General features: G+C 37.8%; 25 protein-coding genes and 1 pseudogene. 14 read left to right on the top strand and 12 right to left on the bottom strand.

The window, feature by feature from the left end:
* Nucleotides 1-47: 47 nt before the first annotated feature.
* Complete coding sequence (locus FA047_RS05855; protein ID WP_008246064.1) at nucleotides 48-1,439, bottom strand: arginine decarboxylase; 1,392 nt, start codon at nucleotides 1,437-1,439, stop codon at nucleotides 48-50.
* A 102-nt stretch (nucleotides 1,440-1,541) separates the two neighbouring features.
* On the opposite strand from FA047_RS05855, the gene rocF reads away from it, so the two are divergent.
* Nucleotides 1,542-2,492 (top strand): arginase, encoded by a 951-nt coding sequence (gene rocF / locus FA047_RS05850; protein ID WP_136835016.1) that lies wholly within the window; start codon nucleotides 1,542-1,544, stop codon nucleotides 2,490-2,492.
* A gap of 41 nt (nucleotides 2,493-2,533) precedes the next feature.
* Nucleotides 2,534-4,312, top strand: coding sequence for an arginine--tRNA ligase (argS, locus tag FA047_RS05845; protein WP_136835015.1), 1,779 nt, complete (start codon nucleotides 2,534-2,536; stop codon nucleotides 4,310-4,312).
* A 40-nt stretch (nucleotides 4,313-4,352) separates the two neighbouring features.
* Here the strand turns inward: argS and FA047_RS05840 are convergent, their stop codons facing one another.
* Both FA047_RS05840 and FA047_RS05835 read right to left on the bottom strand, forming a co-directional pair.
* A complete protein-coding gene (locus FA047_RS05840; RefSeq protein WP_136835014.1) occupies nucleotides 4,353-6,122 on the bottom strand; it encodes a CotH kinase family protein in 1,770 nt (589 codons plus the stop codon).
* Between the two features lie 9 nt (nucleotides 6,123-6,131).
* Complete coding sequence (locus tag FA047_RS05835) at nucleotides 6,132-7,250, bottom strand: AI-2E family transporter (RefSeq protein ID WP_136835013.1); 1,119 nt, start codon at nucleotides 7,248-7,250, stop codon at nucleotides 6,132-6,134.
* Between the two features lie 136 nt (nucleotides 7,251-7,386).
* On the opposite strand from FA047_RS05835, the gene mnmE reads away from it, so the two are divergent.
* The 6 genes from mnmE to FA047_RS05805 all read left to right on the top strand — a co-directional run bounded on the left by mnmE (nucleotide 7,387) and on the right by FA047_RS05805 (nucleotide 12,855).
* Nucleotides 7,387-8,757: a tRNA uridine-5-carboxymethylaminomethyl(34) synthesis GTPase MnmE gene (gene mnmE / locus FA047_RS05830; protein ID WP_136835012.1), complete on the top strand. Its 1,371-nt coding sequence runs from the start codon at nucleotides 7,387-7,389 to the stop codon at nucleotides 8,755-8,757.
* Between the two features lie 291 nt (nucleotides 8,758-9,048).
* Nucleotides 9,049-9,615: a helix-turn-helix domain-containing protein gene (locus tag FA047_RS05825; protein ID WP_136835011.1), complete on the top strand. Its 567-nt coding sequence runs from the start codon at nucleotides 9,049-9,051 to the stop codon at nucleotides 9,613-9,615.
* A gap of 3 nt (nucleotides 9,616-9,618) precedes the next feature.
* Nucleotides 9,619-10,806, top strand: coding sequence for a site-specific integrase (locus FA047_RS05820; protein ID WP_136835010.1), 1,188 nt, complete (start codon nucleotides 9,619-9,621; stop codon nucleotides 10,804-10,806).
* 72 nt (nucleotides 10,807-10,878) lie between these two features.
* On the top strand, nucleotides 10,879-11,169 hold the full coding sequence (locus FA047_RS05815) for a helix-turn-helix domain-containing protein (RefSeq protein ID WP_136835009.1): 291 nt from the start codon (nucleotides 10,879-10,881) through the stop codon (nucleotides 11,167-11,169).
* Nucleotides 11,169-12,428 (top strand): type II toxin-antitoxin system HipA family toxin, encoded by a 1,260-nt coding sequence (locus tag FA047_RS05810; protein WP_136835008.1) that lies wholly within the window; start codon nucleotides 11,169-11,171, stop codon nucleotides 12,426-12,428. The genes FA047_RS05815 and FA047_RS05810 overlap by 1 nt, the downstream gene beginning before the upstream one ends.
* A 196-nt stretch (nucleotides 12,429-12,624) precedes the next feature.
* A complete protein-coding gene (locus FA047_RS05805) occupies nucleotides 12,625-12,855 on the top strand; it encodes a hypothetical protein (protein ID WP_136835007.1) in 231 nt (76 codons plus the stop codon).
* Nucleotides 12,856-12,890: 35 nt separating this feature from the next.
* On the opposite strand, the gene FA047_RS05800 is transcribed toward FA047_RS05805, so the two are convergent.
* Nucleotides 12,891-13,238 (bottom strand): helix-turn-helix domain-containing protein, encoded by a 348-nt coding sequence (locus FA047_RS05800; protein WP_136835006.1) that lies wholly within the window; start codon nucleotides 13,236-13,238, stop codon nucleotides 12,891-12,893.
* An 83-nt stretch (nucleotides 13,239-13,321) separates the two neighbouring features.
* On the opposite strand from FA047_RS05800, the gene FA047_RS05795 reads away from it, so the two are divergent.
* Together FA047_RS05795 and FA047_RS21105 are read left to right on the top strand one after the other, a co-directional pair.
* Complete coding sequence (locus FA047_RS05795) at nucleotides 13,322-13,756, top strand: Hsp20/alpha crystallin family protein (protein WP_136835005.1); 435 nt, start codon at nucleotides 13,322-13,324, stop codon at nucleotides 13,754-13,756.
* A gap of 12 nt (nucleotides 13,757-13,768) precedes the next feature.
* Complete coding sequence (locus tag FA047_RS21105) at nucleotides 13,769-14,194, top strand: helix-turn-helix domain-containing protein (RefSeq protein WP_136835166.1); 426 nt, start codon at nucleotides 13,769-13,771, stop codon at nucleotides 14,192-14,194.
* A 3-nt stretch (nucleotides 14,195-14,197) separates the two neighbouring features.
* On the opposite strand, the gene FA047_RS05785 is transcribed toward FA047_RS21105, so the two are convergent.
* Together FA047_RS05785 and FA047_RS05780 are read right to left on the bottom strand one after the other, a co-directional pair.
* Nucleotides 14,198-15,442: a DUF4838 domain-containing protein gene (locus FA047_RS05785; RefSeq protein ID WP_136835004.1), complete on the bottom strand. Its 1,245-nt coding sequence runs from the start codon at nucleotides 15,440-15,442 to the stop codon at nucleotides 14,198-14,200.
* A 214-nt stretch (nucleotides 15,443-15,656) separates the two neighbouring features.
* Nucleotides 15,657-16,061 (bottom strand): GlcG/HbpS family heme-binding protein, encoded by a 405-nt coding sequence (locus FA047_RS05780; protein ID WP_136835003.1) that lies wholly within the window; start codon nucleotides 16,059-16,061, stop codon nucleotides 15,657-15,659.
* A gap of 135 nt (nucleotides 16,062-16,196) precedes the next feature.
* Here FA047_RS05780 and FA047_RS05775 point away from each other — a divergent pair, with 135 nt between their 5' ends.
* On the top strand, nucleotides 16,197-17,099 hold the full coding sequence (locus FA047_RS05775) for a helix-turn-helix domain-containing protein (RefSeq protein WP_136835002.1): 903 nt from the start codon (nucleotides 16,197-16,199) through the stop codon (nucleotides 17,097-17,099).
* Nucleotides 17,100-17,247: 148 nt separating this feature from the next.
* Here FA047_RS05775 and FA047_RS20625 read toward each other — a convergent pair.
* A pseudogene (locus tag FA047_RS20625) lies at nucleotides 17,248-17,436 on the bottom strand (hypothetical protein); the annotation flags it as partial.
* Between the two features lie 111 nt (nucleotides 17,437-17,547).
* Between FA047_RS20625 and FA047_RS21040 the strand changes: the two are divergent.
* Both FA047_RS21040 and FA047_RS05765 read left to right on the top strand, forming a co-directional pair.
* Entirely contained in the window at nucleotides 17,548-17,847 is a 300-nt protein-coding gene (locus tag FA047_RS21040) for a cupin domain-containing protein (protein ID WP_317130910.1), read from the top strand.
* Nucleotides 17,802-18,158, top strand: a complete 357-nt coding sequence (locus FA047_RS05765) for a helix-turn-helix domain-containing protein (RefSeq protein WP_317130909.1) — start codon at nucleotides 17,802-17,804, stop codon at nucleotides 18,156-18,158. The genes FA047_RS21040 and FA047_RS05765 overlap by 46 nt, the downstream gene beginning before the upstream one ends.
* Before the next feature lie 31 nt (nucleotides 18,159-18,189).
* On the opposite strand, the gene FA047_RS05760 is transcribed toward FA047_RS05765, so the two are convergent.
* The 4 genes from FA047_RS05760 to FA047_RS05745 all read right to left on the bottom strand — a co-directional run bounded on the left by FA047_RS05760 (nucleotide 18,190) and on the right by FA047_RS05745 (nucleotide 20,752).
* Nucleotides 18,190-19,002, bottom strand: a complete 813-nt coding sequence (locus FA047_RS05760) for a DUF3307 domain-containing protein (RefSeq protein WP_136835001.1) — start codon at nucleotides 19,000-19,002, stop codon at nucleotides 18,190-18,192.
* Nucleotides 19,002-19,634: a hypothetical protein gene (locus FA047_RS05755; RefSeq protein ID WP_136835000.1), complete on the bottom strand. Its 633-nt coding sequence runs from the start codon at nucleotides 19,632-19,634 to the stop codon at nucleotides 19,002-19,004. The genes FA047_RS05760 and FA047_RS05755 overlap by 1 nt, the downstream gene beginning before the upstream one ends.
* A 226-nt stretch (nucleotides 19,635-19,860) precedes the next feature.
* Entirely contained in the window at nucleotides 19,861-20,283 is a 423-nt protein-coding gene (locus FA047_RS05750) for an SH3 domain-containing protein (RefSeq protein ID WP_136834999.1), read from the bottom strand.
* Nucleotides 20,284-20,290: 7 nt separating this feature from the next.
* A complete protein-coding gene (locus FA047_RS05745) occupies nucleotides 20,291-20,752 on the bottom strand; it encodes a BON domain-containing protein (RefSeq protein ID WP_205943241.1) in 462 nt (153 codons plus the stop codon).
* Nucleotides 20,753-21,208: 456 nt separating this feature from the next.
* Between FA047_RS05745 and FA047_RS05740 the strand changes: the two genes are divergently transcribed.
* A complete protein-coding gene (locus FA047_RS05740; protein ID WP_136834998.1) occupies nucleotides 21,209-23,878 on the top strand; it encodes a PQQ-dependent sugar dehydrogenase in 2,670 nt (889 codons plus the stop codon).
* Nucleotides 23,879-23,983: 105 nt separating this feature from the next.
* On the opposite strand, the gene FA047_RS05735 is transcribed toward FA047_RS05740, so the two are convergent.
* Nucleotides 23,984-25,810: a M60 family metallopeptidase gene (locus FA047_RS05735; protein WP_136834997.1), complete on the bottom strand. Its 1,827-nt coding sequence runs from the start codon at nucleotides 25,808-25,810 to the stop codon at nucleotides 23,984-23,986.
* Between the last annotated feature and the right edge of the window lie 76 nt (nucleotides 25,811-25,886).

The raw sequence follows: 25,886 nt of genomic DNA, 5'->3' as shown, positions 1-25,886 counted from the left end.
TGGTTTTTAAGGTTAGGGCATATCGGATGATATGCCCTTTTTTATTTCTAGGTATAACCCAGGATCTTAAGTACTTGCTTGCTGTTTTGCTCTTCGCCAAAAACCTCAAAGTTGAAAGTCTCATCACGATTACGTCTGATGATCACATGTTTCGGACTTGGTAACAGGCAGTGATGAATACCCCCATAACCGCTTAATACCTCCTGGTAAGCTCCTGTATTGAAGAATCCCAGGTATTGCACCTTTCGTGTTTTAGGCATAAATACACTGTTCATGTGTGCCTCCTGATTGTAATAATCCTGACCATCACAAGTGATACCTCCCAAGTTTACACGTTCGTATTCTGCGTCCCAGTTGTTAATAGGTAGCAGGATATATTTTTGATTTAGCGCCCAGACATCTGGAAGGTTTGTGATGAAGGAACCGTCCAGCATCAGCCATTTTTCCCTGTCGTTCTGCTGTTTACGTCCCAATACTTTGTAAAGGATACCAGAAGCTTCTGCTACTGTATATTTTCCAAATTCAGTAATGATATCAGGCTCTACTACATCGTGTTCTGCACAAATCTCTTTGATCCTTTTTACGATCTCATTTACCATGTATTCATAATCGAAATCAAATACCAGAGAGTCTTTAAATGGCATACCGCCGCCAATATCTAAAGTGTCCAGTTCAGGATTGATCTTTTTGAATTTGCAATACAGGGTAACATATTTTTCAAGTTCATTCCAGTAATACGGAGAATCTGTGATACCGGAATTGATAAAGAAGTGTAATAATTTTACCCTGAAGTTCGGATTTGCAGAAATCTTATTGTTGTAGAAGTCTATCACATCTTCCATGCGTACGCCCAGACGTGAAGTGTAGAATTGTGAATCTGGTTGTTCCTCAGCAGCGATACGAATACCCAAATTACAAGGAGTATCCATCTCTACTTCATCGTCAAAAAGATTGAATTCTTCCTTGTTGTCCAATACAGGAATGATGTTTTTATAACCGTCATGAAGCATATCTATGATATACTGTTTGTATTGATAAGTTTTAAAACCGTTGCAGATTACTGTGATGTCTTTAGTAAGTGCACCTTTTTTCTCCAGGGCTTCAATCATCGGCATATCAAACGCTGAAGAAGTTTCTAGGTGAATCCCGTTTTTAAGGGCTTCTTCTACGATATGACGGAAGTGGGAGCTCTTGGTACAATAACAATACTTGTAGTCTCCACGATAGTTGTTCTTAATGATTGCCGTTTGAAACAATAGCTTGGCTTGCTGTATCTTTTTACTAATCATTGGAAGGTATGTAAAACGCAATGGCGTACCATAGGTTTCAATCATCTCCATCAGATTTAGGTCTTGAAAATATAATTCGTCGTCTATAACGCTGTAACCTTCCTGAGGGAAACCAACACTTAGATCAAGAAATTCGGAGTAACTCTGCATTTTTTATATTTTTGAACTATTATTTATGAGGCTTGGCAAATTAAATAAGTTAATTTTGTTGCCAAAGATAAACACTTTATAAAATACACCCGTATTTTTTTTATGACTAAGACTTTAAAAATTATTGAAGTAAAATCTGAGATTGGAGCTGGTACGCGCGGAGCGAGCTTAGGTGTCGATGCCATTAGGATTGCAGCACTTGATTTCGGTAGCCGCTTTTTCAAAAAACATAAGTCTGTAGAAGTTCCAAATGAGAATCACCTTTTACTGGAAACTACCGGTAGTCCTTATGCAAAACGGATCTCTGGTATTCTTACAATGGTGGAGCGGGTAAGTGATGAAGTGAGGGCAACGCTGGACAGGCAAGAATTTCCGGTAGTACTTGCAGGTGATCATAGTACAGCAGCCGGAACTATAGCTGGAATTAAAGCTGCCTATCCGAAATCCAAATTAGGTGTAATCTGGATAGATGCGCATGCGGACTTGCATTCTCCATATACTACACCATCAGGTAATATGCATGGTATGCCTCTGGCAATGGCTCTGGATGAAGATAATATGGATGCAAGGGTGAATAAGCTGGACCAGGAGACTATTAATTACTGGTATCAACTTAAGAATGTCGGTAAGATAGCTCCAAAGATTAATTATCGTGATTTGGTATTGATTTCGGCCAGAGATATGGAGAAACCTGAAGAGTCCTTACTAAAAAGAAATAAAGTTAAGATATTTACAACTGCTGAATTGCGGAAAAGAGGTGTAGAGCGGATTGTAATTGAAACGCTCAAATACCTGGATCATTGTGATTTGATATATGTATCTTTTGATGTAGATTCATTGGATCCAACTGCATCGAGAGGTACTGGTACGCCTGTAGCTCAAGGACTAACCGAACGGGAAGCAGGTAATCTAATGTCAAGGTTAATCACCAATCAGAAGGTTTGCTGTTTTGAGATCGTTGAAGTAAATCCTACGCTTGACAGGGAGAACCAGATGGCAGAACATGCCTTTGAAATTTTAATTAAGGCAACCAATGCATTCAGAAATGAATAAAAGTTGCATTTTTTTGCGTTTAAAAGTTTTTAGTAAAGAATATGAATATTGAACAACATATAACTAATGCAACTATTGCTGCAGTAAAACAATTATACGGTCAGGATTTGCCCGAAAACCAGGTGAATCTGCAAGACACAAGAAGTGAATTTGAAGGGCAAATAACGATTGTAGTATTTCCTGTAGTAAGATTTTCAAAAAAATCACCTGAAATTACAGCAACTGAATTGGGTGAATATCTCGTTGAAAATGTTAAAGAAGTAATCTCTTTTAATGTCATTAAAGGCTTTTTAAATCTAAGCATCGCAGATGGTTATTGGGTAAATTTATTCAATACGGTATTACTTGATTCATCATTTGGCAAAATTAGCCCGAATGGTAAAAAGGTGATGGTAGAGTATTCTTCTCCAAATACGAATAAGCCCCTGCATCTTGGACACGTTAGAAATAACTTATTGGGGTATTCTGTAGCGGAATTGCTTAAAGCCAATGGTTACGATGTATTTAAGGTAAACCTGATAAATGACAGAGGAATCCACATCTGTAAATCAATGCTCGCCTGGCAGAAATGGGGTAATGATGAAACACCAGAGAGTTCTTTACTTAAAGGTGACCACCTGGTAGGTAAATACTATGTGATCTTTGATAAAGAATATAAGAAAGAGATTGAGGCTTTAAAAGCAGAAGGACAAAGTGAGGATGAAGCTAAAAAGAACGCACCTTTAATTAAAGAGGCGCAGAAGATGCTTCAAGACTGGGAGGCAGGAGATGAAGAAGTAATTGCGCTTTGGAAGAAGATGAATGGCTGGGTTTATGATGGATTCGCTGTGACCTATAAAAATTTGGGTGTCGATTTTGATAAGTATTATTATGAAAGCAATACATATCTCCTCGGTAAAGATAGTGTAGAAGAAGGCCTGTCGAAAGGTGTTTTCTTTAAAAAGCCCGATGGTTCTGTCTGGATCGACCTAACTGCTGATGGACTGGATCAAAAGTTGGTTTTACGAGCTGATGGTACTTCTGTATACATCACACAAGATATCGGTACTGCTGAAAAGAAACATGAAGACTTTAATATGGACGATTCTATCTATGTAGTCGGTAACGAGCAGGATTATCATTTTAAAGTGTTGTTTCTAATCCTTGAAAAGCTCGGTAAGAGCTGGGCTAAAGGATTATATCATTTATCTTATGGAATGGTAGATCTGCCTAGTGGAAAAATGAAGTCAAGAGAGGGTACGGTTGTTGATGCTGATGATCTGATTGCCGAAATGGTAGCCACTGCAAAGCAAAAAACAGAAATACTTGGTAAGGTAAATAATTTTAGTGAAGAAGAGAAGGATTCCTTGTATCATCAAATTGGTCTGGGGGCCCTTAAATACTTTTTATTGAAGGTTGAACCTAAGAAACGATTGTTGTTTGATCCTTCTGAATCTATTGACTTTCAGGGCAACACTGGTCCATTCATACAATATACTCATGCAAGAATTAAATCTTTACTGAGTAAAGCTGGATATGAAAATAGCTCTGCGGTTTCGGATGTGAGCATCACTACTACCGAGCTTGATATGATCATATTATTGTCTAAATATCCTGCTGAACTGACTGCCGCTGCGAAGGTTTATAGCCCAGCGACTTTAGCGAATTACCTGTATGAGGTAGCTAAGATGTTTAATAAATTTTATCATGAGGTTCCGCCAATTGTAAAGGAAGAGGATGAGCGCGCTAAACAGCACAGATTGAATATTTGTCACGTAGCTGCCGGTATACTAAAATCGGGAATGGCAATACTGGGAATTGAAGTCCCGGAAAGAATGTAAAAGAAACCCCCTAAGTTAATGGCTTAGGGGGGGTTATTTTTTAGAAACCTGCGGTATAAGTATCGATATATGTTGCCCTGTTTTGTATCCAGGTTTTTAGACCGGCGACATCGATTTTAAAGTTGCCACTTCCTGTGTTCCATTTTGTATAGTCCTTTGCTTTTGAAGGTTCCAATGTTGTGGCGTACTCATCAATATAGGTGAGTAACTGAGGAAGTTTATTATTTTTAAAGGCAGCCCATTTTTGTTTAAATAATGTTTTCACCCTAGGGTCTGATAATAATCTAGAGAAAAATAAGGTTCCCGGTGAGGTCTTTGTTGTTGGAAGTAAAGGAGCGCTGTATTTCGAAAAGTGTTTGTGTGTGCCTTCGTAGCCATACGCCCAGTCGAAATCCCATAAGGGCCCCATGGTATATTTTCCATTTTTCGGTTTATACATGTAAGTGCTTTTTGGATGATTTATTTCCTGATTATCCGTAAGCGTGTAGACGATTAATACATCCGCAAGGATATTGATGTCCAGGTAATCTGTATAGTTATTGTTCGGAAAAGAAGTAGCTGAAATTGCATTTTCCATCACTTGGAAATCCGTCTTTATCGTATTGAGTTGGTCTTGAGTTGTTAGATCTGGATATTTAATCATGACTGGAAGATTATAACCGGTAGATTTGAATTTCCAGGGCTCATCATAATAACTATCCAGCTCGAATAGGGTACCACCATCTTCTATATTTACCCTGTTTTTTGCTACAGTGACTTGTTCAGTGAAGCTATAACTCCCCATATAGGTTCCATTTACAGTAAGATCCACCGGGATGATATGATTTGTGTACGGGATATCCAGTAATTGTCCCGTCTTCATTGCAACAGCATTGAGCATCAAGGTAGGGTCTATGTAATTTGCAAGCAGGACCCAATCTTTATCTTCTGCAAGTCCCAGCAGTGCTGCTTTTGAATCTAATTTCAAGCGATAAGGTTTTTTAGCGTAGTTCCATGTAGAATTTCCTCGGCCTTTAATTCTCGTTGTTCCATTGAAATCCTTGAAGGCGGTATTTCCCTCAATTTTAATGGTAGCGGTTAAATAATCGTCTTTAGAAACTATTGGGGCATTTCCTGCGGTTACAATATAAATATGTGGTACATCTGATACCCATTTTACGGTTACAGTATATTGTTTTTTCGCACCGGTTGCTGAAGTCAGCACATAGGTCACTGGAGTTGAAAAATCATTGAGAGTTACTCCGCTTTGTTGCTTGACTCCGTTTACTGTTACGTCAGTAGCTGGTGTAAGAAATGTAGCGATGAGTTGTTTCTGGAAATGTTTTAGATCAGAACTTATGTTTGTATTATTAATTACCAGATTATAGTCCTGTTTTAGATCGGTGTTGTTTAGTTTTAAAAAGGAGAAGGAAGTTAGAGCAAGACCTGGATCTGCCTTTGTGACGATTGAAACTGGATAACTTGATTCTGATCCATCTTCGGCTTTAATTGTATAAGTGATTTTCTTTGAGAAATCATTTGACGTTTGTGCTGATTGCTGTTCAATGCCGTTAACAAATGCCTTCAGGCCATTATGACCAAAAGTAGCTTTTAGACTATTTAATGCTATACCTTCTGGAAGTTCAATGCTGATATTGTTGTTTTCAATTTTAGCATCAATATCTTTTGATATGATTCCACTGTTGTTTTTAGCTTCAATTTTAAAAAAATGAAGTTCTTTTGAACTACTTTTTACATCTTGCTTACGGCATGACAATAGTATTGAACTGCCTATTATCAGCAGTAAAAGGATTTTTTTGGTTTGGTTCATTTTTTAGGTTTATTTTTCTGTACCCGCTTTAGTGGCAACAGCTTTCTTCTTTCTAAATGTAGGAAATGTCATTGGACTTTTCGTAGGTCTTTCATCGCCCAATAAAACTCCCCACTGTTTAAAGGTTTGTGTTCTATCGAATATGACTTTCAAAACTGCAATTAAAGGCATGGAAAGAAACATACCTGACACGCCTGCTATACTGCCTCCAATGATGACTCCTAGAATAGCGAAAAGCGCATTGATCTTTACCTTTGATCCTACAATTCGCGGCATCAATATGTTGTTGTCCAGGAACTGAACAACCGCTATAACACCAAGCACCGTAACGACAGGCCATAATTCTGTTGACGAAGTCAATGTAAGCATTACACCGATGAGGTTTCCAATTAACGCACCTACATAAGGGATTAGGTTTAGAATTGCAAAAATTACACCTATCAGTAATGCGTGTTTGATTCCTATGAGTAACAATATACCTCCTAACAGGATGGTCATATAAGTTACTTGTATCAGTAATCCGACCAGATAGTTTTTAATGATTGCCTCAGTTTCATAAATTGCTTCTTTTACTTTTGGATGGTGATCGGGTTTGAACCACATAAAGATAAATCTTAACAGGATGTCTTTATAGAAGAGCATCAGGTAAATGTAAATTGGCAAGAGACCTACGAATACAAATATTGAACTCAGTGTCACTGCGGCACCGCTAGCTGCTTTACCAGCTACTCCGAGCAGATCATTGCTTTTTTCATTTATGAACTTGACCTGTTCTGTAGTGGAAAAGTCGCTGATGCTGCTTATCCATTTACTAAGCGCATTTAAATGGACGCTTACGTTGTGTTTTATCTGTGGAAAATCATTTACTAATATTCCAACCTGCGCTGAAAAGAACCAGATGATCAGGCCAAGAAATATCGCCAGCAAGAGTATAGGCAGTATAATAGCGGCAACTTCCGGGAACTTGTGTTTTATTAGAAAGCGATAAACAGGAAGGAGCACAATACTGATGAAAAATGCCATAATTACAGGCATGATGATGTTGTTAGCAACTACTAATATTGCAATTACAAGAACTATTCCAAGTAATTCAATAGATCGCTTTACGGTAAGTGGCATGTCTGTCATGGGAGGATGTTTAGTTTTTCAAAAGTAAAAAGATAGTAAATTGGGATAGTAACACTCCAAGGTATGAAATGTTTACCTAGTTTTGCAGATAACTATAATCAAAAAAGAGGCCAGAAGATAATTCTGGTAAGCAGGAATGATCACTAATGAAACCATAGTAGCTTTATCAACACCTCCCGGAATAGGTGCAATAGGAATAATCCGACTATCTGGAAAGGATGCCATTTCAATCACCAATTCAGTATTTCATGGAAAAGATTTGCTACAACAGGAGTCTCATACCATACATTTTGGTTTAATTAAAGATGGTAATATGGTTATAGATGAGGTGCTTGTGAGTTTATTTGTTGCTCCTAAATCTTATACTAAGGAAAATGTTGTCGAAATTTCATGTCATGGTTCTAATTACATCATTCAGCAAATCATTACTTTACTGATAAAAAAAGGGGCATCTGCGGCCAAGCCAGGCGAGTTTACATTGCGTGCTTTTCTAAATGGCGGATTGGATCTGTCACAGGCGGAAGCTGTAGCGGATCTGATATCTTCTGATTCTGCGGCTGCACATAGTGTAGCCATGAACCAACTGAGAGGTGGGTTTAGCACAGAACTTAATGTGCTAAGGGAACAATTGATTCATTTTGCATCCATGATAGAACTTGAACTGGACTTTGCTGAAGAAGATGTAGAATTTGCCAACCGAGATCAATTACAGGAGCTGATAGGTAAAATTACAATTGTTTTAAACAAGCTGATTCGTTCTTTTGAACTGGGGAATGTAATAAAGGAAGGAATAAATACTGTGATCGCAGGAAGACCAAATGCTGGTAAGTCTACATTGCTTAATGCTTTATTAAATGAAGACAGAGCTATTGTAAGTGACATAGCCGGTACCACACGCGATACTATAGAAGAAGTACTGAATATTAATGGAATTAATTTCAGACTTATAGATACGGCTGGAATTAGAGAGGCGACTGATACTATTGAAGCGATAGGTGTTGAAAAAACTATGCAGAAGATTAGTCAATCTGCAGTTTTGGTTTATCTATTTGATGTGGTGAATATGTCGGCCACGGAAATCCAGGATGATATCACCAGTTTGCACAGACCGGGAATGTCTTTTATTGCAGTGGCAAATAAGATCGATTTATCTTACAGCGATCGTTTAAAAGAGCTTAAGTTACCCGCTGATATTCAGTTTATTTCTATTTCAGCGAAAGAACACCAACAGATAGAAGAATTGAAACAATTGCTTTATGAAACTGCTGTTGGGGACAAGCTTTCAGATAACCACACTATGGTTACGAATATTCGTCACGTTGAAGCATTGCAAAGAACACAGGCAGCGTTAAATAGTGTAGTTAACGGATTGGATAATCCGGTGACCTCTGATTTTCTGGCGATGGATATAAAACAGGCCTTGCATTATCTGGGGGAAATAACAGGACAGGTTACAACCGATGATTTGCTGGAAAACATCTTTAGTAAGTTCTGTATTGGCAAATAATCGATGATAATTACTGCATAATTACGCTAAGTAATGACAAGTATGTGGCTTATTGTTAATAAGTTATGTGAACTTCTTTTGTCAATATTTTTGGAAATATCGCTTTGTTTTTCTGACTTTTGTAGCGCATTTGTAGCTTTTTTCTCCTAAAAATCAGGTGTAAAAATCATCTGGTAGATTATGGCGACTAACGACATCTAATGACACTTAAAAAAGCGAGATAACTACAGGTATTTTTCGGTGCAATTTGATCAAAAAGTGACTGTGCTTTAGACTTAAAGCAACAAAAGGATGAGTTCGAACATTAAGGTAAAAAGGATTTGTGAATTCTGTGGAAACGCTTTCATAGCAAAGACTACGGTGACTAGATTTTGCAGCTATATATGTAACAGCAGATACGGAAAACGAAAGGCCAGAGAATTGAAAATAGAGGCTTCTGAGAAGCAAGTTGTGGAGACTATTGCCGCGACCACTGCGAGTACATTAGTGGCAGAATTTTTAACGGTTAAGGAGGCTGCCAGATTATTGAATACTTCAGTCAGAAGTATTTACAATATCATTCAAAGTGGTAGAATAAAAGCCGTCAGATTGACACCGCGTAAAACATTAATTAAACGAATTGATCTTGATCAGATGCTGGTGCTCCCGGAATTCGAGGTACCTGAGTTGAAGGCGCGTAAAAAGAATCCACATCCGAAGTTGTGCTATTCCATGTCGGAGGCTCAAGAGGCGCTTAATTTTTCTGAGAGAGCGTTGTGGGAACTGCTAAAGCGGAATAATGTCCCTAAATATCGAGATGGTAAGTACACTTACGTTTTAAAGTCTGATCTAAATAAATTTTCTAACCAAAAAGATTAAGTTATGGCTAAGGTAAAAATGAGAAGTATTACCAACAGCAGGAAGAGCATTGTGCTGGATTATTCACCACCCCTTAAAAACCCTGCTACAGGTAAATTGCACCAGTTTGAAACACTTAAATTGTATATTTATGATGAAACTGCCGATCAATGGGAACGCCAGCACAATAAGGAAACGATGACGCTAGCCCGCACGGTTTGTGCGCAGCGACAATTGGATATACAAAATCGTAGATTTGGCTTTCTCTCCGATGCCATAAGGAATTCAAGTTTTATTGATTTCTTCAAGATGGAAACCCGTAAAAAGCAACAATCGCTTTCAGATGACTGGGCTATGGGTTTGCGATATTTTATCGCTTTTGCAGGTCATGATCTCAAGTTTCCAGAACTTAATGACTATCTGTGTGAAGATTACAAAATCTACTTGCTTAGCGGTCCAGGTATTAGCAGGACAGGGAGACCGATCACGAGAAATACGGCTGTCTGTTATTATGCAAAATTGAGGCATGTTTTAAGAATTGCGTATAAAAGGGGGATTATACTACAGGATCTACATTCGATTGTAAAGCCTATTACACCTAAAGATACCCATAGAGAAAGGCTTACACTAGAGGAGTTCCGACTTTTAGCAGAAACTCCTGCCGAGTCAGATTTGATGAGAAGGGCTGCGCTTTTCTGTGGACTAACCGGATTGAGATTTTCTGATGTATCAGCATTGAAGTGGTCGGAATTACGCGGAACTGCTGGGAAATATGAGCTGCAGTTCTCACAGGAAAAAACAGAAACTGCAGAGGTGATGCCAATATCTGATCAGGCAGTCTTTTTTATGGGGAATAAAAATACTGAGAACACCCTTGTATTTCAAGGGTTAAGGTATTCGAGATTGAAGACTTTCTTTACACATTGGCTTGCAGCAGGAGGTATCAATAAGAATATAACATTTCATAGTTTTCGCCATACTTTCGCTACACTGCAACTGGAACTCGGGACGGATATTTACACCGTTTCTAAAATGCTTGGTCATAAGGCTTTCAAGAATACCGAGATCTATGCCAAAATTGTAGACAAGACTAAACGTAATGCCGCAGATAAGGTTATGTTGAAAATGCCGGAAGAAACTGCTGAAGTGGAATTGGAAGAATACTTACCGTCGAAATCATTTAAGTTGATTGTGCATCGGAATGAAAAGTAGTCTTACGGAAATTTATATTTTTGGATATTATTATATCCAATTTTGTTATATTTGGATATAATAATATCCATTATGAAGTCAAAGAAGGTTGTTGTCTTTCCCAGGTATCAAAAAATCTGGGATCAGCTTGGTGAGAACATCAAGCTTGCAAGAATGCGTAGGAAACTGACTGCCATTCAGCTTGCTGAACGTGCTGCAATTGAAAGGGTAACACTTCGTAAGATAGAGAGAGGTGATCCTGGTGTATCTATGGGTGCATATTTCAATGTGCTAAAAGCCCTGAATTTACATGAGGATTTTCTTAAACTGGCTGTGGATGATGAACTTGGCAGAAAACTCCAGGATTTAGATCTGTTAACCTAATGGCGGCGTCGAAAACAGACATTTGGGTATATGCCCATTGGAAGGGGATGGAAGCCCCGAAATGCATAGGTGTAATATCTGCACAGCAGAGTAAAGGAAGCCGGGTATTTGGTTTTGAATACGATAAAGATTGGATGAAATCAGATCAGGTATTCTTGCTTGATCCCGAAATTGGATTGTATTCTGGAACTCAATATCCAGATAAGAAGGACAATTTTGGTGTTTTTATGGATTCAATGCCTGATACCTGGGGCAGAAAGCTTATGCTTCGCCGTGCTGCACAAACAGCCCTCGCAAGAGGAGTCGCATCACCAAAACTTTATGAGATTGATTTTTTGTTGGGTGTCCATGATGTTTCAAGAATGGGTGCACTCCGATTCAAACTGGATCCTAATGGCTCTTTTCTAGATGATAACAAGGATAATCCAACCCCACCAATAACGCATTTGCGAGAGCTACAGGCCAGTGTTAAAGCATATGAAGATGATGAGGAGGGAAAAAATGGCGATCAATGGATTCCAGTGCTTTTTGCTCCTGGATCATCGTTAGGTGGAGCAAGACCAAAGGCAAATATTATTGACTTGGATGGTCATTTATGTATTGCAAAGTTTCCTTCAAAGTCGGACACAACCGATAAGGCAGCATGGGAGTTTCTTGCATATGAATTGGCTTGTAAGGCAGGAGTTAACATGCCTTTCTGTGCTCTTGAAAAGGTAAGAGGTCCTTATCATACATTTTTGTCGAGACGCTTTGATCGGGATGCTGAACAGAGGATTCATTTCGCATCAGCTATGACCATGACCGGGAACAGTGAAGACACCATTAGAGACGCCACTCCAAGTTATCTTGAGATAGCGGAATTCATACAAACTTATGGTTCAAACATAGTGGTTGATTTACATCAATTGTGGAGGCGGATGGTGTTTCACATGGCGATTTCCAATACTGATGATCATTTTAGGAACCATGGATTTCTATTGGAAGAAAAAGGTTGGAGATTATCACCAGCCTATGATATTAATCCCTCAACAGATAAAAATGGTTTGGCTTTAAATGTTGATATGGACAACAATGCATTAGATTTTGAGCTGGCAATAAGTGTTGGTCAGTTTTTCCAGCTTAAAGAAGACCGGATGCATCAAATCATTAAGGAAGTAGAATTCTCAGTTAAGGACTGGAGATCAATAGCATCGAAACTGGGAATTCCAAGGGCAGAACAAGAGATGATGTCATCTGCATTTAAGTTAGTTACTGGATAAACTGGGGATTTGAATAACGTTATTTTCAAAAAACCTGAAGAGGCTATGAGTATAGAGCCAGAAGAAAATATATCGCAGGATCTCTTAATTTCATTGTACATCGGAATAAAAAGCAGTTTCTGACCGCCCATAAATTTTTCAGTGGGATCTAGAAGGGAGGACAATAAATTTACATTTCCTACGCTATATTTGCATTATGAGTTTACCGATGCGCATCAATTTTGATGAAAAGGATTATACCTACATCATTATTACCAAGGGAATAACAAAAGAAACCGGTGAAATCCAGATTAACCTGAATGGCATGGATTATCAACTTGTTTGCAACCCAAAGGGTGATTGGGATGTTGTTGATGCGACTATAAATGATAATTCTGGACTACTTAAAGCTATCGGAAGAAACATCAAACTTCGGTATAGGCTGTAAAAACTAAATGGAATCATTGATCTTAGTGCTATATATCAAATAAAATTTTTATGCTTATTGAGCATTTTCATACGCTCTTCAGCTTCTTTTCTGATTTCCATAATTGTTTTCTTTCTTGAAGCAGTGATCCATTTCTTCAGGTCAGTCTTATTGAAGTATAATCTTTTACCGGGTTTGCTTACAGGGATCTCTTGTCTGCTTACTTTAGTATATAGGGCAGGTACTGTTACCTTAAGAAATTCGGCTGCTTCCTGGATGGTTAAAAGTTCGTTTTCCTGTGGGTCTTTGGGCTTTAGATCCTGTAGCATCTCCTCGATATGCTCCACTTTTTCGAACAGTCTTCTAACTATTTCCAGAAGTTTTTCGAAACCAAATGACTCCATATATAACAGATTTAGTTATTAAGTTGTGATTTTAATTAATTGTAAGTTTTAATCATTTAAATCAATTTAAGGAGGACAGACCTATGACACTGGTTAAATTTAATCCAAATGGCAATGTGAAGAAAAATGACCTGATGAATGGCTTTGATGGCGTTTTCGATTCTATTTTCAATGACACTTTCTTTTCTGATCGCATGATGGCACGTGTGCCTGCGGTCAATATCAGTGAGAGTAAAGATCATTATTATGTAGAACTTGCTGCGCCGGGTTTGAAGAAGAACGACTTTAAGCTTTCACTAGAAAGGAATCTGCTAAATATTTCTGTAGAGCGGAATTCGGAAAATAATGCACAAGAGCGCAATTACAACAAGCGGGAGTTCAGCTACAATTCTTTTGTGCGTTCTTTCACGCTGCCTGAAGCTGCCGATGAGAATGGTATTGAAGCGAAGTATGTGGATGGGATGTTGTGTGTAAATATTGTTAAACGTGAAGAGGCTAAAATACAGGGAGGCAACTAAAAGGACCTTTCAATCAAAAGGAAAGAGCTGAAGGAAATATTTAAGCGTTATAATGATCCGAAAAGCGAAGCCTCTACACCAGTTGAGGCAGAACAGCCAGTTCAAAGTACACCAGAAACTACAGAGTCGAACATTTTAACCGCTAATATTGGTATTCACAGACAGTATAAATTCGACAAAGTTAAAGAGCTGCATGGCAATGGTATTACGCTAAGGCAAATTGTAAGAATTACAAAGCTGGCCCGTAGTACAGTTAGAAAATACGTATTAATAGAACAGCTTGTAAAAAGGGAGTCCAGAAGTTCAACCAATCTGGAAGCTTTCATCAACTTTATATTGCAGGAAGAGAATAGAGGTAAAACATATCGCGAACTGCATAAAACAATTGTACAGATGGGTTTAATGGTTCGTATACGAAGTTTTCTACAAGATGAATGAAGTTTATAAGATACAGCCCTTTATTAGAACCAAATCTAAAGCTCCAATAGTAGTAACCCTAATGTACCGGAACCGGTCTTTTGTGGTTAGTTTGATATTTAACCGATGTGTTTCTTTTGTATAATTTTCTTCAGGCGGATCCATATTCATTTCGCCGGCTTTGATAAAGTTCTGCTTATCATCAGAAAGTTCTATACTGATATGGCTTGGCAAAAAGGCCCAATGTCGCTGATCTTCTAAAAATCCAATGGATAGGGCATCGAGCATTTTACTTTGGCTCAAATCTATCAGCACTTCCATGTCATTGCCATACCAGCCCAAATAGTTGTACTGAAAATTATTGTAGCCGTAAGTGCCATCGGTAAGCGTATGTGTGCCTTTGGCCGGATATTCGGTATCAAAAGGGGTAAGCGCAGTCACTTTACTATTTATTCCGGCATGTAATATTGCGCCCATTTTAATAATCTTGTTCCATTCCTGAGCATAGTTATCAATAGAAAGCCCATCTTCCTGTAAAGTTTTAACATTTGAGTTTTTACTCAATTCGATAAAATGGGCAATTTTTTGTTCAATATTTGACCTGACAGTCCAATTACCTCCTTCTTCTACTTCGAAAAGACCATGTTTTTCAATTCCGTAAAAACGTGCTTGCTGCAATACGGCAAACTCTAAGGGCAAAGTTTCTAATTGCACTCTTTTCAAAAAATCGGGTTGGGTTTCTACTGAGGCAGCTGCATTTTCCAAGGGATTACTATAATTATCTATCTGATCGGGCCTTAGCCATGTGTTCCATTCTGTCACGGGATCGCCATAAATATCTAAAACACGCCCCGACCTTTGCAATTGCTGTTCTATTTGTGCAATATATTGATTAATAAATGGTGTTGCCTTTCCATAGTAGGAAGGCATAAATTCGGCCTTGGCTTTTGTAATATCAGCTTTTGGATCCCAGCTCAGTTTTGCCAATAAATAAGCTTTTAGCGCCGAAAATTCACCTACTGTATTTTCGGTTCCCTGAATAAAAGCCCCACTTACTTTGTTCGTGCCAAAATAATTTAGGTTCGGCTGTAAGGTGCCCAGGTTTGGAAAGGGGCTTACATAGTTAGTAAATTGAACAACATAATCCCAAACCATCAACTGATTGGTTAATGCAGCCCAGCCCACTACATCATTTCTAAATGAGGCTGCCCTAGGATTGCTCGCAATAGGTTTTGCCCGGTCTACATCAATAGAAGAGAGTCCACGCATTTTTAGGTATTCTTTTTTGGCTATGTCGATCCAAAAACACACCGTCTGGTTTATTGGAATAGGTTGCGATAAATAAACGTTCGGGCGTGATTTCGATAAAAAATCAATGCCATCGGATTACCAACCTGCACAGGATTTTGCAAATGATCCGCGTTAAACGTGCCGACTTCTGAATTTTCTATAGAAAAAAACATATTTTGAAAATTTACTTTAATTAGGCGATTGCACTAGCACAAGCAAGGGCAACCTCGTGGTCGTCTTCTACAGAACTTCCGCTGACGCCAACCGCTCCAATTATCGTTCCAGAAGCATCTTTTAGCACTACGCCACCAGGAAATGTAATTAAACCGCCGTTAGAATGTTCGATGTTGTACAATGATGCCCCAGGTTGCGATAGTTGCCCAATTACACCAGTATCCATATTGAAAAATCGTGCGGTGCGGGCTTTCTTTTGTGCAATGTCAATCGATCCCAACCAAGCATCGTCCATCTTGTTGAATGCTACTAAATTGGTTCCGGCGTCTACCACCGTAATATTCATTTTTACGCCTAAGGCAATGGATTTTTGTATCCCAGCGTCGATCACTTTGCGTGCTTGCTCTAATGTGATGTTACTCATAATCTGTCGTTTTAAATTGTTTAAAACAAAGTTGATGAATAAGAATTTTTCATCGTATAACAATCGTTTCTAAACATATCACTATTGTTTCAATTTGATTTCTTTATCTTTAATTTAATTAAAAAGCTGATTTCTATGATACATTACATCGATTTACTTTCTATCCAAACGCCGAAACATTTGCGAAAAGGTTTTGAAAATAGAACAAGGTTTGATTGTGGAAATTACGAAATCAATATTTTTGAAACTTTTCAATCGTCTACAAAAGTTGAAATAAAATACGAAGGATTATCCATCTCCGGAATGATTAGAGGTCGAAAAGTGGTGTACACCAAACAGGGCAACAAGTTTGATTTTTTGCCAGGTACATCACTAATTTTGCCCGAAGGAGAAACTATTTTTGCTGATTTTCCGGACGCCAGCGAAAAATCGCCGGTGCAATGTGCGACGATTTTAATTCCGCACCAAACCATTATAGATAATTTGAAATATCTTAATCAAGAATATCTGAATGAAGAGGCAATTTGGGCGCTCGATTTTAAGAATTTTCATTTTAATAATAACGCCTCGTTGGTTCGAGCTTTTAATGAATTGATCAATTTAGCAACACAAAAGAAGCAGCTTTTTGCTTTAAACGACTTATTGCTAAAATCTTTTTTAGTACGCTTAATAGATGCGCAAAACGAGCATTCACAAGAAGTGGATGTACTAAACAATAACAATCAACTTTTTTTGATAAAAAATTACATCAAAGAAAATCTAGCGAGTCCGCTCACCGTAGAAATATTAACGAACGTTGGCAACTGTAGCAAAAGTACTTTGTATCGTTTGTTTGACGCGTATTGTAGCAAATCGCCTGGCGAATATATCTTGAATGAAAGAATGGCACACGCCCAAAATTTACTACTCAACCCAAACAGCAACGTGACCGAAGTAGCTTATTTATCAGGCTTTTCGTCGGTCAGTTATTTTGCAAAGCAGTTTAAAATGGTTAATAATTGCACACCTGGAGACTTTATTAAAAAGTTTGGTATGTAGTAATTTAAGAAGAAATGATGCTATCATTTAATGATAGCGTTGAAAAAAATAGTTTAATTCAGGTTTATTCTTAATTTACATCTTTTTTTTGATTTTTTACAACGTTAGCAACTGTTATATTATTTTACGATTTAAAATAAACAGATCTTTATTCACCTTTAGGTTCTGATTTTTTATTGGTCAGGTTTGTCCAGAAAATGGTATGCAATATATGGGATGACAGGTGATAGGATAATTTTTTAGTCCAGTAATCTATCGTTTCGATGTTATTTTCATCCAATGATTTCTTAATCATCAGCAGATCCTTGTTTGCTCCCTTAACTGCTCCGCCATGATGGAAAGTATAGTGCTAAGGGTTTCCTCGTCCATATAAGGTTCCAGGAAACTTTGTTGGTAAGGTAATGCCAAATGGATAAAGTTACCACTGGCATTCATTAAATCAATAGTTATGGAAAAGCTGCAAATTCAAAATGACCTGTCAAAAGTCGCTGAAATTAAAATCAGTTACCTGCCTGGGAGTTTCAACATTATGAAACCACTCCATCTGAAAGTACCCAGTAATGTAGATCAGTCTTTCTGTATTAGAAAAGATATGATCCCAAATATCAACAACAGATGGCATTATCATACTGAAATTGAATTGATTTGTTTTCATAAAGGTTCAGGTACTAATGTCTGTCGCACCCGGTTTTACTTTCTTCTATGGGTTTTAAGTATGACTTTCGGGAATCTGAAAACGAAAGGATGAACAATATCTATAACTTTGCTTTGAATAATTTTAAGAAAAAGATTCAGTTGGAGGAAATCGCTGCAGTTGCAGACCTTGTTCCGAATTCTTTCTGCAGATATTTTAAAGCCCGAACAGGGAGAACATTTTCGAGATTTCTGATTGATATCCGCATAGGTTACGCTTGCAAACTGATTCTTGAAAATAAAATGGAGGTTAAGCAGGTGTGTTTTGAGTCAGGGTTTTACAATTTTTCTTCGTTCCATAAGTGCTTTAAAATGATAACCGGTAAAATGCCAAAAATATACCGGCAAACTCACTTTATAGAATAATCGGATTCTTTTTCATAAAAAACACGATAAATTACTTTAGGATTAAATTGATTAAGACACCAATCATTGCTGAAGAAGCAAAACTAACCAAGGTGCCAACCAATACGTATTCCGTTTTTAATTGAGTGTTGGCCTCTTTTTCGCTGAACCTTAAAATTGATTTGGCAGTCATTAAAAAACCAATTGCTGTATATTGTGCCATCAGGACAAAAGTTAAGATAAGTATCCTTTCACAAATACCAATCCATTTACCTGCGCTGGCTAATCCAAGTTCTTGTTCTTCTGTGGTTTTAATGATTTCAGGTAAAGTTGCAGTTTGATTTTCTTCAGTTACTTCTTCATTTTTATTTTCTAATGCTAATTTTTCTTTTTCACGGCTAATCTGATCACGCCATTTTTGTGTCGCTTTGCCTATGATAATTCCCAATGGCCAGCTTACGAATAGATAACCTGCTGAAACAACCCAAAATCTGGTATTGCTGAATAGTTCATTTGCGAATGGGGGAATACTTACCCATATGTTTTCAATCGATAACCATAAGGTGATTATAACCAGTAAATGAGCCAGTTGATCAGCAATGAAATAGCGGAATTTATCTTTGTTTGCTTTTGATTTTATATAATCTATAAGCAGATGAGTACTGAATATTACTAAGGGAATGACCACGTTATCATAAAGACCTGAGAAAAGATAGGCAACGATGGTGGTTATAATAACATGTATATAGAGTTTAAATGATTTTCCTTTTTTTTGTTCCCTGTCAGTTACCCAGCTCTTTGGCTGTAACACAAAATCAGTCAAAAGATGTGCAATAACTAACCTCAATAGTAAGTTTATTTCCATTATTTCTGTTCTATTAAGTTCGCGATATATTTGATAGTAGCGTCAACTTCCTTCCATCCAGCTGATTTTAATCTGCCATTGACTGAAGGTTGGGATAAAGAAAGTGTCTCTGCAATTTCCTGCTGAGTTTTGCCTTCTAAAATAAGAAAGATTACTTCTGCTTGTCCCTTCGTCCATTTGCCTATATATTTGTTGATGAAACCAAGGATTATTTCAATGCCGGTATTTTTATTTTCATCTGCTGTATGTATAGATAGGTATTCATTATCTCTCATGATATCAAAGTTTCGTCCTGATAGATGAAATGCTTCTCCGTCTGAGTTTAGAACATTTTTACCTAAATATGAAATTTCACCTATACCTATGGAAATGCGGGTACTCAAATATATTTTATTATTCTCATCTGAATGCTTTTTGAACCAGCATATAAGCTGTATGCTCTTTGTTATAGCTTTAAGAATTTCATCAAATAATACCTGGTAGCTATCTCCTCTAAATATTTCTGCCTCAGCTTTTTCTTTAGCCCATGTTTTTAATAGGACTTCTGTATCTTCAATTAGCTGTTGCCTTTTAATTGCGAGTAGCTTTGTGAAATTGATGATGTCTCCCGTTATAACGGCTTGTTTTTTCATCTTCATCATTTATGTAATTATAAATATAGGGATTTTATTCTATATCCTAAAATTATAGGGATTTTTGGTTATAATTCGTGATAATAGTTGTTTTCTCCTATACTCACTGATTGCCAAATTTTCTTAACAAGGATAAGTTTAGCTCAATTGTGGCGCGGCCCGAAATAGCTGATATGAGAAAGGCTACTTATTAAGCAGCCTTTCTCTTAGTTAGAATGTTAAATATTTATGATTGAGGCTCCAGATACTGTGCGTAGCAATAACCTTCCTCACCATCATTGGTTCGCACTAACCACCATAAATCATTACTCATGTTAACCAAAGTAATAACTTCGCCATGTGCAGCTTTACCCACAATTGGCTGATCAGTACCTGGACCTTTACGTATATTTAAATTACTACTTTCTGTAATCACTTTAGCATGAGTAACAATTGCATCTATAGCTACATTTACATTTAATACCAAATCTCCCGACGCAAAATTAGGGTCAATCTGATTGTATATATTCCAAAGCTGATCTTTAGTATTTCCATCTGCTGCAGTTCCATCAACATATAATATGCCGTCTTGTTCTCTTACAGAAAGATTTGTTATTCCTGCAGTAGAAGCTGCATCTGTCAATTGTTTATATTTTTCTTGTAATGCCATTTCCGGATTATTTTATGGTTAATTTATTGTCTATTTTTTTAGGTTTTAAAGCAGAAAGATGCTGCATTAAAGTGATCAAAGAAGCTTTTTGAATTTCTCCGGTTAGCGTAACTACACCATCCTTAACTTCAGTTTTTACGGTAGGAAAATCCTTTGTAGCATCAACAACATTTTTTTGAAGTGTAGCATCTTCTGATATGACTACAGGTGCCTCAACTTTTATTTTAATGTTATTGATAACTGATTTAACACCTTTTTCATTCTTAGCTACCTCTTCAGCCTTTAATTTTGCAGCTTCATCAGCAACTTCGCCACTAAGCGTTACATCTCCCTTGGTTACAGCAACACTGATACCGCTGGCTTCTTTAGCCTGGACTGCAGCTTGTATGTCTGCATCTTTAGGTTTACATCCTGCAAAGAACAGGGTGGCGGCTAGCGCCGCAGTCATTACAAATTTTGTTGTTTTCATTTTTCTGGTATTTGTTAATTATTATTAAAAGCAAAAGCATAAAACGGACGTTTTGTTAATTAGTCCGACACTATAAGCCAATTAGTATTATTGCCATACCTAATATAACAAATGCGAATTAAAACGACATGAATTTTGAATTATCTTATCAATACTTCTGCATTACTAACATCTACGAATTTAAATTCATGAACCATTTACAAAACGTTTTTTATCACAGTTGTGTGCTACAACAATTTTAAACACAGAGTAGTTTTTCATTAGCACTGAAAACTCAATTATTGAGTTTATTAACTAACGATATGGTCTTGTAACTTTTAAATAGATCAAAATGGAAATTTTAGCACAAACTGCTATATTAGGTGTTGCTAAAACGGATTAACTACAACAGTTATAAATCGATAACCTTGTTATTAACTGAAAAACCTGAGCGCAAACTGTAATCTGTATATATAAATGAAGCTAAATTACCGTCTGATCCTGATTGGATTTTCTATATTAAACTTACTTCAAAATAATGCTTATACACAAGGAAAAACAAAGCCTGATGATAATCGCTTTACTAAAGTAGTACTTGCACAAAAGCTCGAAGAGCCTATGCAATTCCAAATCATGAATGATGGTAAAGTACTCTATGCTGAACGTAAAGGAAAATTAAAACTATATGATCCGGCTACAAATAAAATGACCATAATAGCTGATCTGTTTGTTAGCAGGGAGTATGTAAGTAAAACCGGAGATCGATCAGAAGGTGAAGATGGATTACAAGGTGTTATCCTCGACCCGGATTATAATAAAACCCACTGGATTTATATTTATTATTCCCCTAAAAATGAATCGGTAAACAGGTTGTCAAGATTTACATGGACAGGAGGGAAGCTAAATATGACTACAGAAAAGAAAATTATTGATGTTGAAGTACAGCGTGAAGAATGTTGTCATGTAGGTGGTGGAATGCTATTTGATAAAGATAAAAACCTTTTGCTAAGTACCGGAGATAATACGTTTTCAAGATCGTCTGATGGATTTACACCAATTGATGAACGCCCGGGTGAGAGTCCGAAGGATGCACAAAAATCTTCTGGAAATACCAATGACCTAAGAGGGAAAATTCTCAGAATACATCCGGAACCTGATGGTACTTATACCATTCCGGATGGAAATCTATTTCCAAAAGGAACTCCAAAAACAAGGCCAGAGATCTATACAATGGGAAATAGAAACCCATGGAGATTGACCATAGATAGTAAGACCAATTGGTTGTACTGGGGAGAGGTGGGCCCCGATGGATCCAATAGTTCTGAAAGCCGTGGACCACGCTCTTATGATGAATTCAACATAGCTAAAAAGGCAGGCAACTATGGCTGGCCCTATTTTATAGGCAATAATCAGGCATATAGATATTACAATTTCGCAACCAAACAATCGGGCGCGCTTTATGATGCCATGAATCCTGTAAATAGCTCGCCCAATAATACCGGGCTTAATAGGCTGACTCCGGCCGTAGCATCAATGATTTGGTATCCCTATGCTGCAAGCGAAGAATTCCCTGAAATGGGCAGTGGAGGCAGAAGTGCTGTAGGAGGTCCTATATTTCATAAAAGTGATTTTAAACAGACAGCTAAAGTCTTTCCTCATTATTTTGAGGGGAAATGGTTAATTACGGACTGGGTGAGGGGTTGGTTATTATTGGTAACACTTGATGATAATGGTAATTTCAAATCCATGGAACGCTTTCTACCCAACCTGACACTACGCGGGCCTATAGATATTAAATTTGGTCCAGATGGAAGCTTATATGTCCTGGAATATGGGAATGGTTATTTTAAGGATAATCCTGAAGCTGAACTCATCAAAATAGAATATAATGGCGGTAACAGAAAACCAGTAGTACAGGTTTCAACAACTGTTTCGGCTGGACTAATACCCCTAAAAATTAAATTGTCTTCTTCGGGAACAGCTGATGCCGACGGAGACTCTTTAAAATACGAATGGAAAATTACAAAAGGGGGCATTTTAAAGCAATCAAGTAAATTGCCAGATCCTGAAATTACTTTGACAGCATCAGGAGTGTATAAAGCTACGCTTACTGTTACGGATAACCAGGGAGCTAAAAATAGCAAATCAGTTGATATTGCTGCAGGAAATGCTATTCCAATTGTTAGGTTGAATTTTACAAAAGGAAATTCTAGTTTTTATTTTCCTGGAACTAGCATCAAATATGCTGTTAATGTAACAGATAAAGAGGATGGTAGCCTGACTAATAAAAGAATATCGCCCGCTCAGGTATCCGTTTCCATTAACTACCTTACTGAGGGATACGACATGACTGTCATCGCTCAGCGGCAAAATAATTTTGATGTTACAGCGCAGTTTTCAACTGCTAAAGCAATGATTAAGAAAAGTGACTGTAATGCCTGTCATGCAGTTGATACAAAATCATTAGGTCCATCTTTTAAGCAGGTCGCGTTGAAATACAAAGGAAATAAAACTGCAGAGGGGACACTTGTAAAAAAGGTGATCAACGGAGGAGCAGGAGTGTGGGGAGACGCAATGATGCCAGCACATTCTACCATGCCGGTAACTGAGGTGAGTTCAATCGTTAAATACATCCTAAGTCTGAGTGAAAAAGCACCTGTAAATAGGAATCTACCAGTTAATGGAACCTATACAACAAACGTTAAGCCAGGACAAACAAATAAAGGCTCGTTTATATTTAGGGCGGCATATAAAGATCGGGGTACTAAGCTCGCTCCCGCCCAGTTTGCGGAGCATGTGGTTGTTTTGAAGGATCCATATGTTTTAGTAAGTCAGTTAGATGGATTTAATGAGGTAGATTTCAATAAAAACAAAACAGCGGTTATTTCTAAAGTCTCCGGAGCATCTATTCTAATGAAAAATGTGGACTTAACTGATCTTAAAAAAATGGAATTCATTACTGATGGAAAAGGTATTGATGGCGATGTGGAAGTACATATAGATTCAGTTGATGGCCGGTTGATAGGTAAGGCCTCTGCTTCAAATTCAGTTGTTGCTTTGGTACCTATAACTGGGAAACATAGCTTATGGTTTGTATTTCTAGAGAAAGGTACTAAGCTATCTGCTATTAAAATGAATATATATTAGAATAGATAAGAAGCTGTACAGAAAGGAACATTGTTGAAGTTTAAATGATTTCCATCGTATAGCTGCAGGTGATGAATTACATCTTTCTGTACAGCTTCTTTCAAATTATTGCTTTATAAACTTGAATTTTTGAGAATTTCCGGTTCCTGTTGTCCAGATTTGGATTTTAGTACCATTTGCCGTAAATCCACCATTCACATCCAGTTGTTTATCAGGAGCACATGCAGGTACTAAACTATAGTATCCACCACCTACACTTCTGATTACCCACTTTTGTCCGGCTGAACTGTCGTCATTGTAAAGCTGAATTTGCGTACCGTTTGCTGTTCCCGCACCCGTAACATCCATTACTTTAGTAAGTGTATGTAGCGGCTGAAGCTTATAATAACCACTGCCTACACTAGTAACTTTCCACTGTTGGTTTAAAGTTGAAGGGCTATTGTTGCTATATAGTGCTACTGTTGTCCCATTACTTGTTCCGCTTCCTGTCACATCAAGTAAACTGGTATTATTTACTCCGGAAATGATTTTATAGTTAGATCCCGACTCGATGCCCACATCTTCATTTAATGTACTCGGCTCCACGGTAGGCTGCGGCAGCCCTAACCCCGCAATTTCTGTATAGACACTTTCATTTACCAGAAAGCCCCATTTTCTAAAGAAATTAGTCAGGTTTCTACCAGATACTGAACATGCTTTCAGCATGAAATAGCGCATTTTTTCGGCATCTGTACTTACAACAGGAAGTTCCACCCGGGTTACTTTATGTAATTGTTTGTAGAAATTGTCTCCAAAGGCCAGCCATAATTGATGGAACATATAAAGTCTTATCCACTCACCATTGGATATTGTAGCATTGAAATCTTTGGTAGGGCTGCTGTTAGCTAAATAAGTAGATACAGATGGCCATACATTGTCCCGTTTTAGTCTTGAAGGTGTAACACCCATAGCGCGTTCAACTGCCAGGCTGTAAATATTTACAGTTACTTCACCAAGAGTACTCCATTTCCATGCCTGCTGCTGATGCATGTGGCCAAGCTCATGCCATGGTCCCCAACCATCTACACCACCAATGGTTGAAGTGAATGCTGCAGAAGCAGCAGCAGTTACATAAGCGGTACGATAATAAGTTGCAAACATCCATCCTGTACCATCGTTTTCAGTCATGATAATGCGCTGGTTTATATTTGGTTGATGCTGTGCTGCAGAACCATCAATTCCGCTAATGGCATCTTCTACATCCATTGTTTGGTCTGCTTTGCTTAATACATAGTTATTGTCTTGGGTTTGCGTATTCAAAGCTCTCGTTCTCGAATAAACCTGGTATACTCTGGTACCAATTAATATTACATCAGGAGAAGCAGTATAGGTAGACAATTGGTTCGCCCAGTCTGTTTGCGTAGTTTGATTTTTGATAAAAACAGGCGCACGTACATGTCCGCTCACAAAAGTAATACGCACACTGCTTGAGGGTGTGGCTGTAGTGCCAAAGCGAACCCATACCAGCCCCCCATATTGATCGGCAGTAATGTTATTGGTTCCGGTGGTAAGGGTAAACTCCTGCGGATTATTTTTAACCGAGTATCTGGAGTAAGTACCCACCAGGATTTTTGGCCGGGTGCTTCCTGTCAGTTGTTGTACACTGATTTGCATAGTTGTGTTTGGTGCCAGATAAAATCCGGTGGGGTCAAAGTCTGACCAGGGATTTCCAAGAGCCAGCCTGTTTCTTTCAGCAATTGCGTCTTTTAATTCGTTGAAATCTTGCGTGTTGCTACCAACTGTTGAGTTTAGGTTTGGGTTTGATGATGCGGATATGGCTTCCGGTCGTCCTTTTCCTGCACCTTCAGGATCAAGCTTGTGGTTTTTACACCCAAAGAGAAGTATTACACATAGTGCAGCAATACTTAAAAAGTTAAAAATTTTGTGGTTCATAATGGGATTTGATTAGGGGTTGTTAAGGTCAATTGATTTCTAATTCATACCTGCAGGTCGTTTAAAGATTGATGTT

Origin of the sequence: Pedobacter frigoris, assembly GCF_005116445.1 — a bacterium.
GTDB lineage: Bacteria > Bacteroidota > Bacteroidia > Sphingobacteriales > Sphingobacteriaceae > Pedobacter > Pedobacter frigoris.
This window is presented reverse-complemented; position numbering and strand designations above follow the sequence as displayed.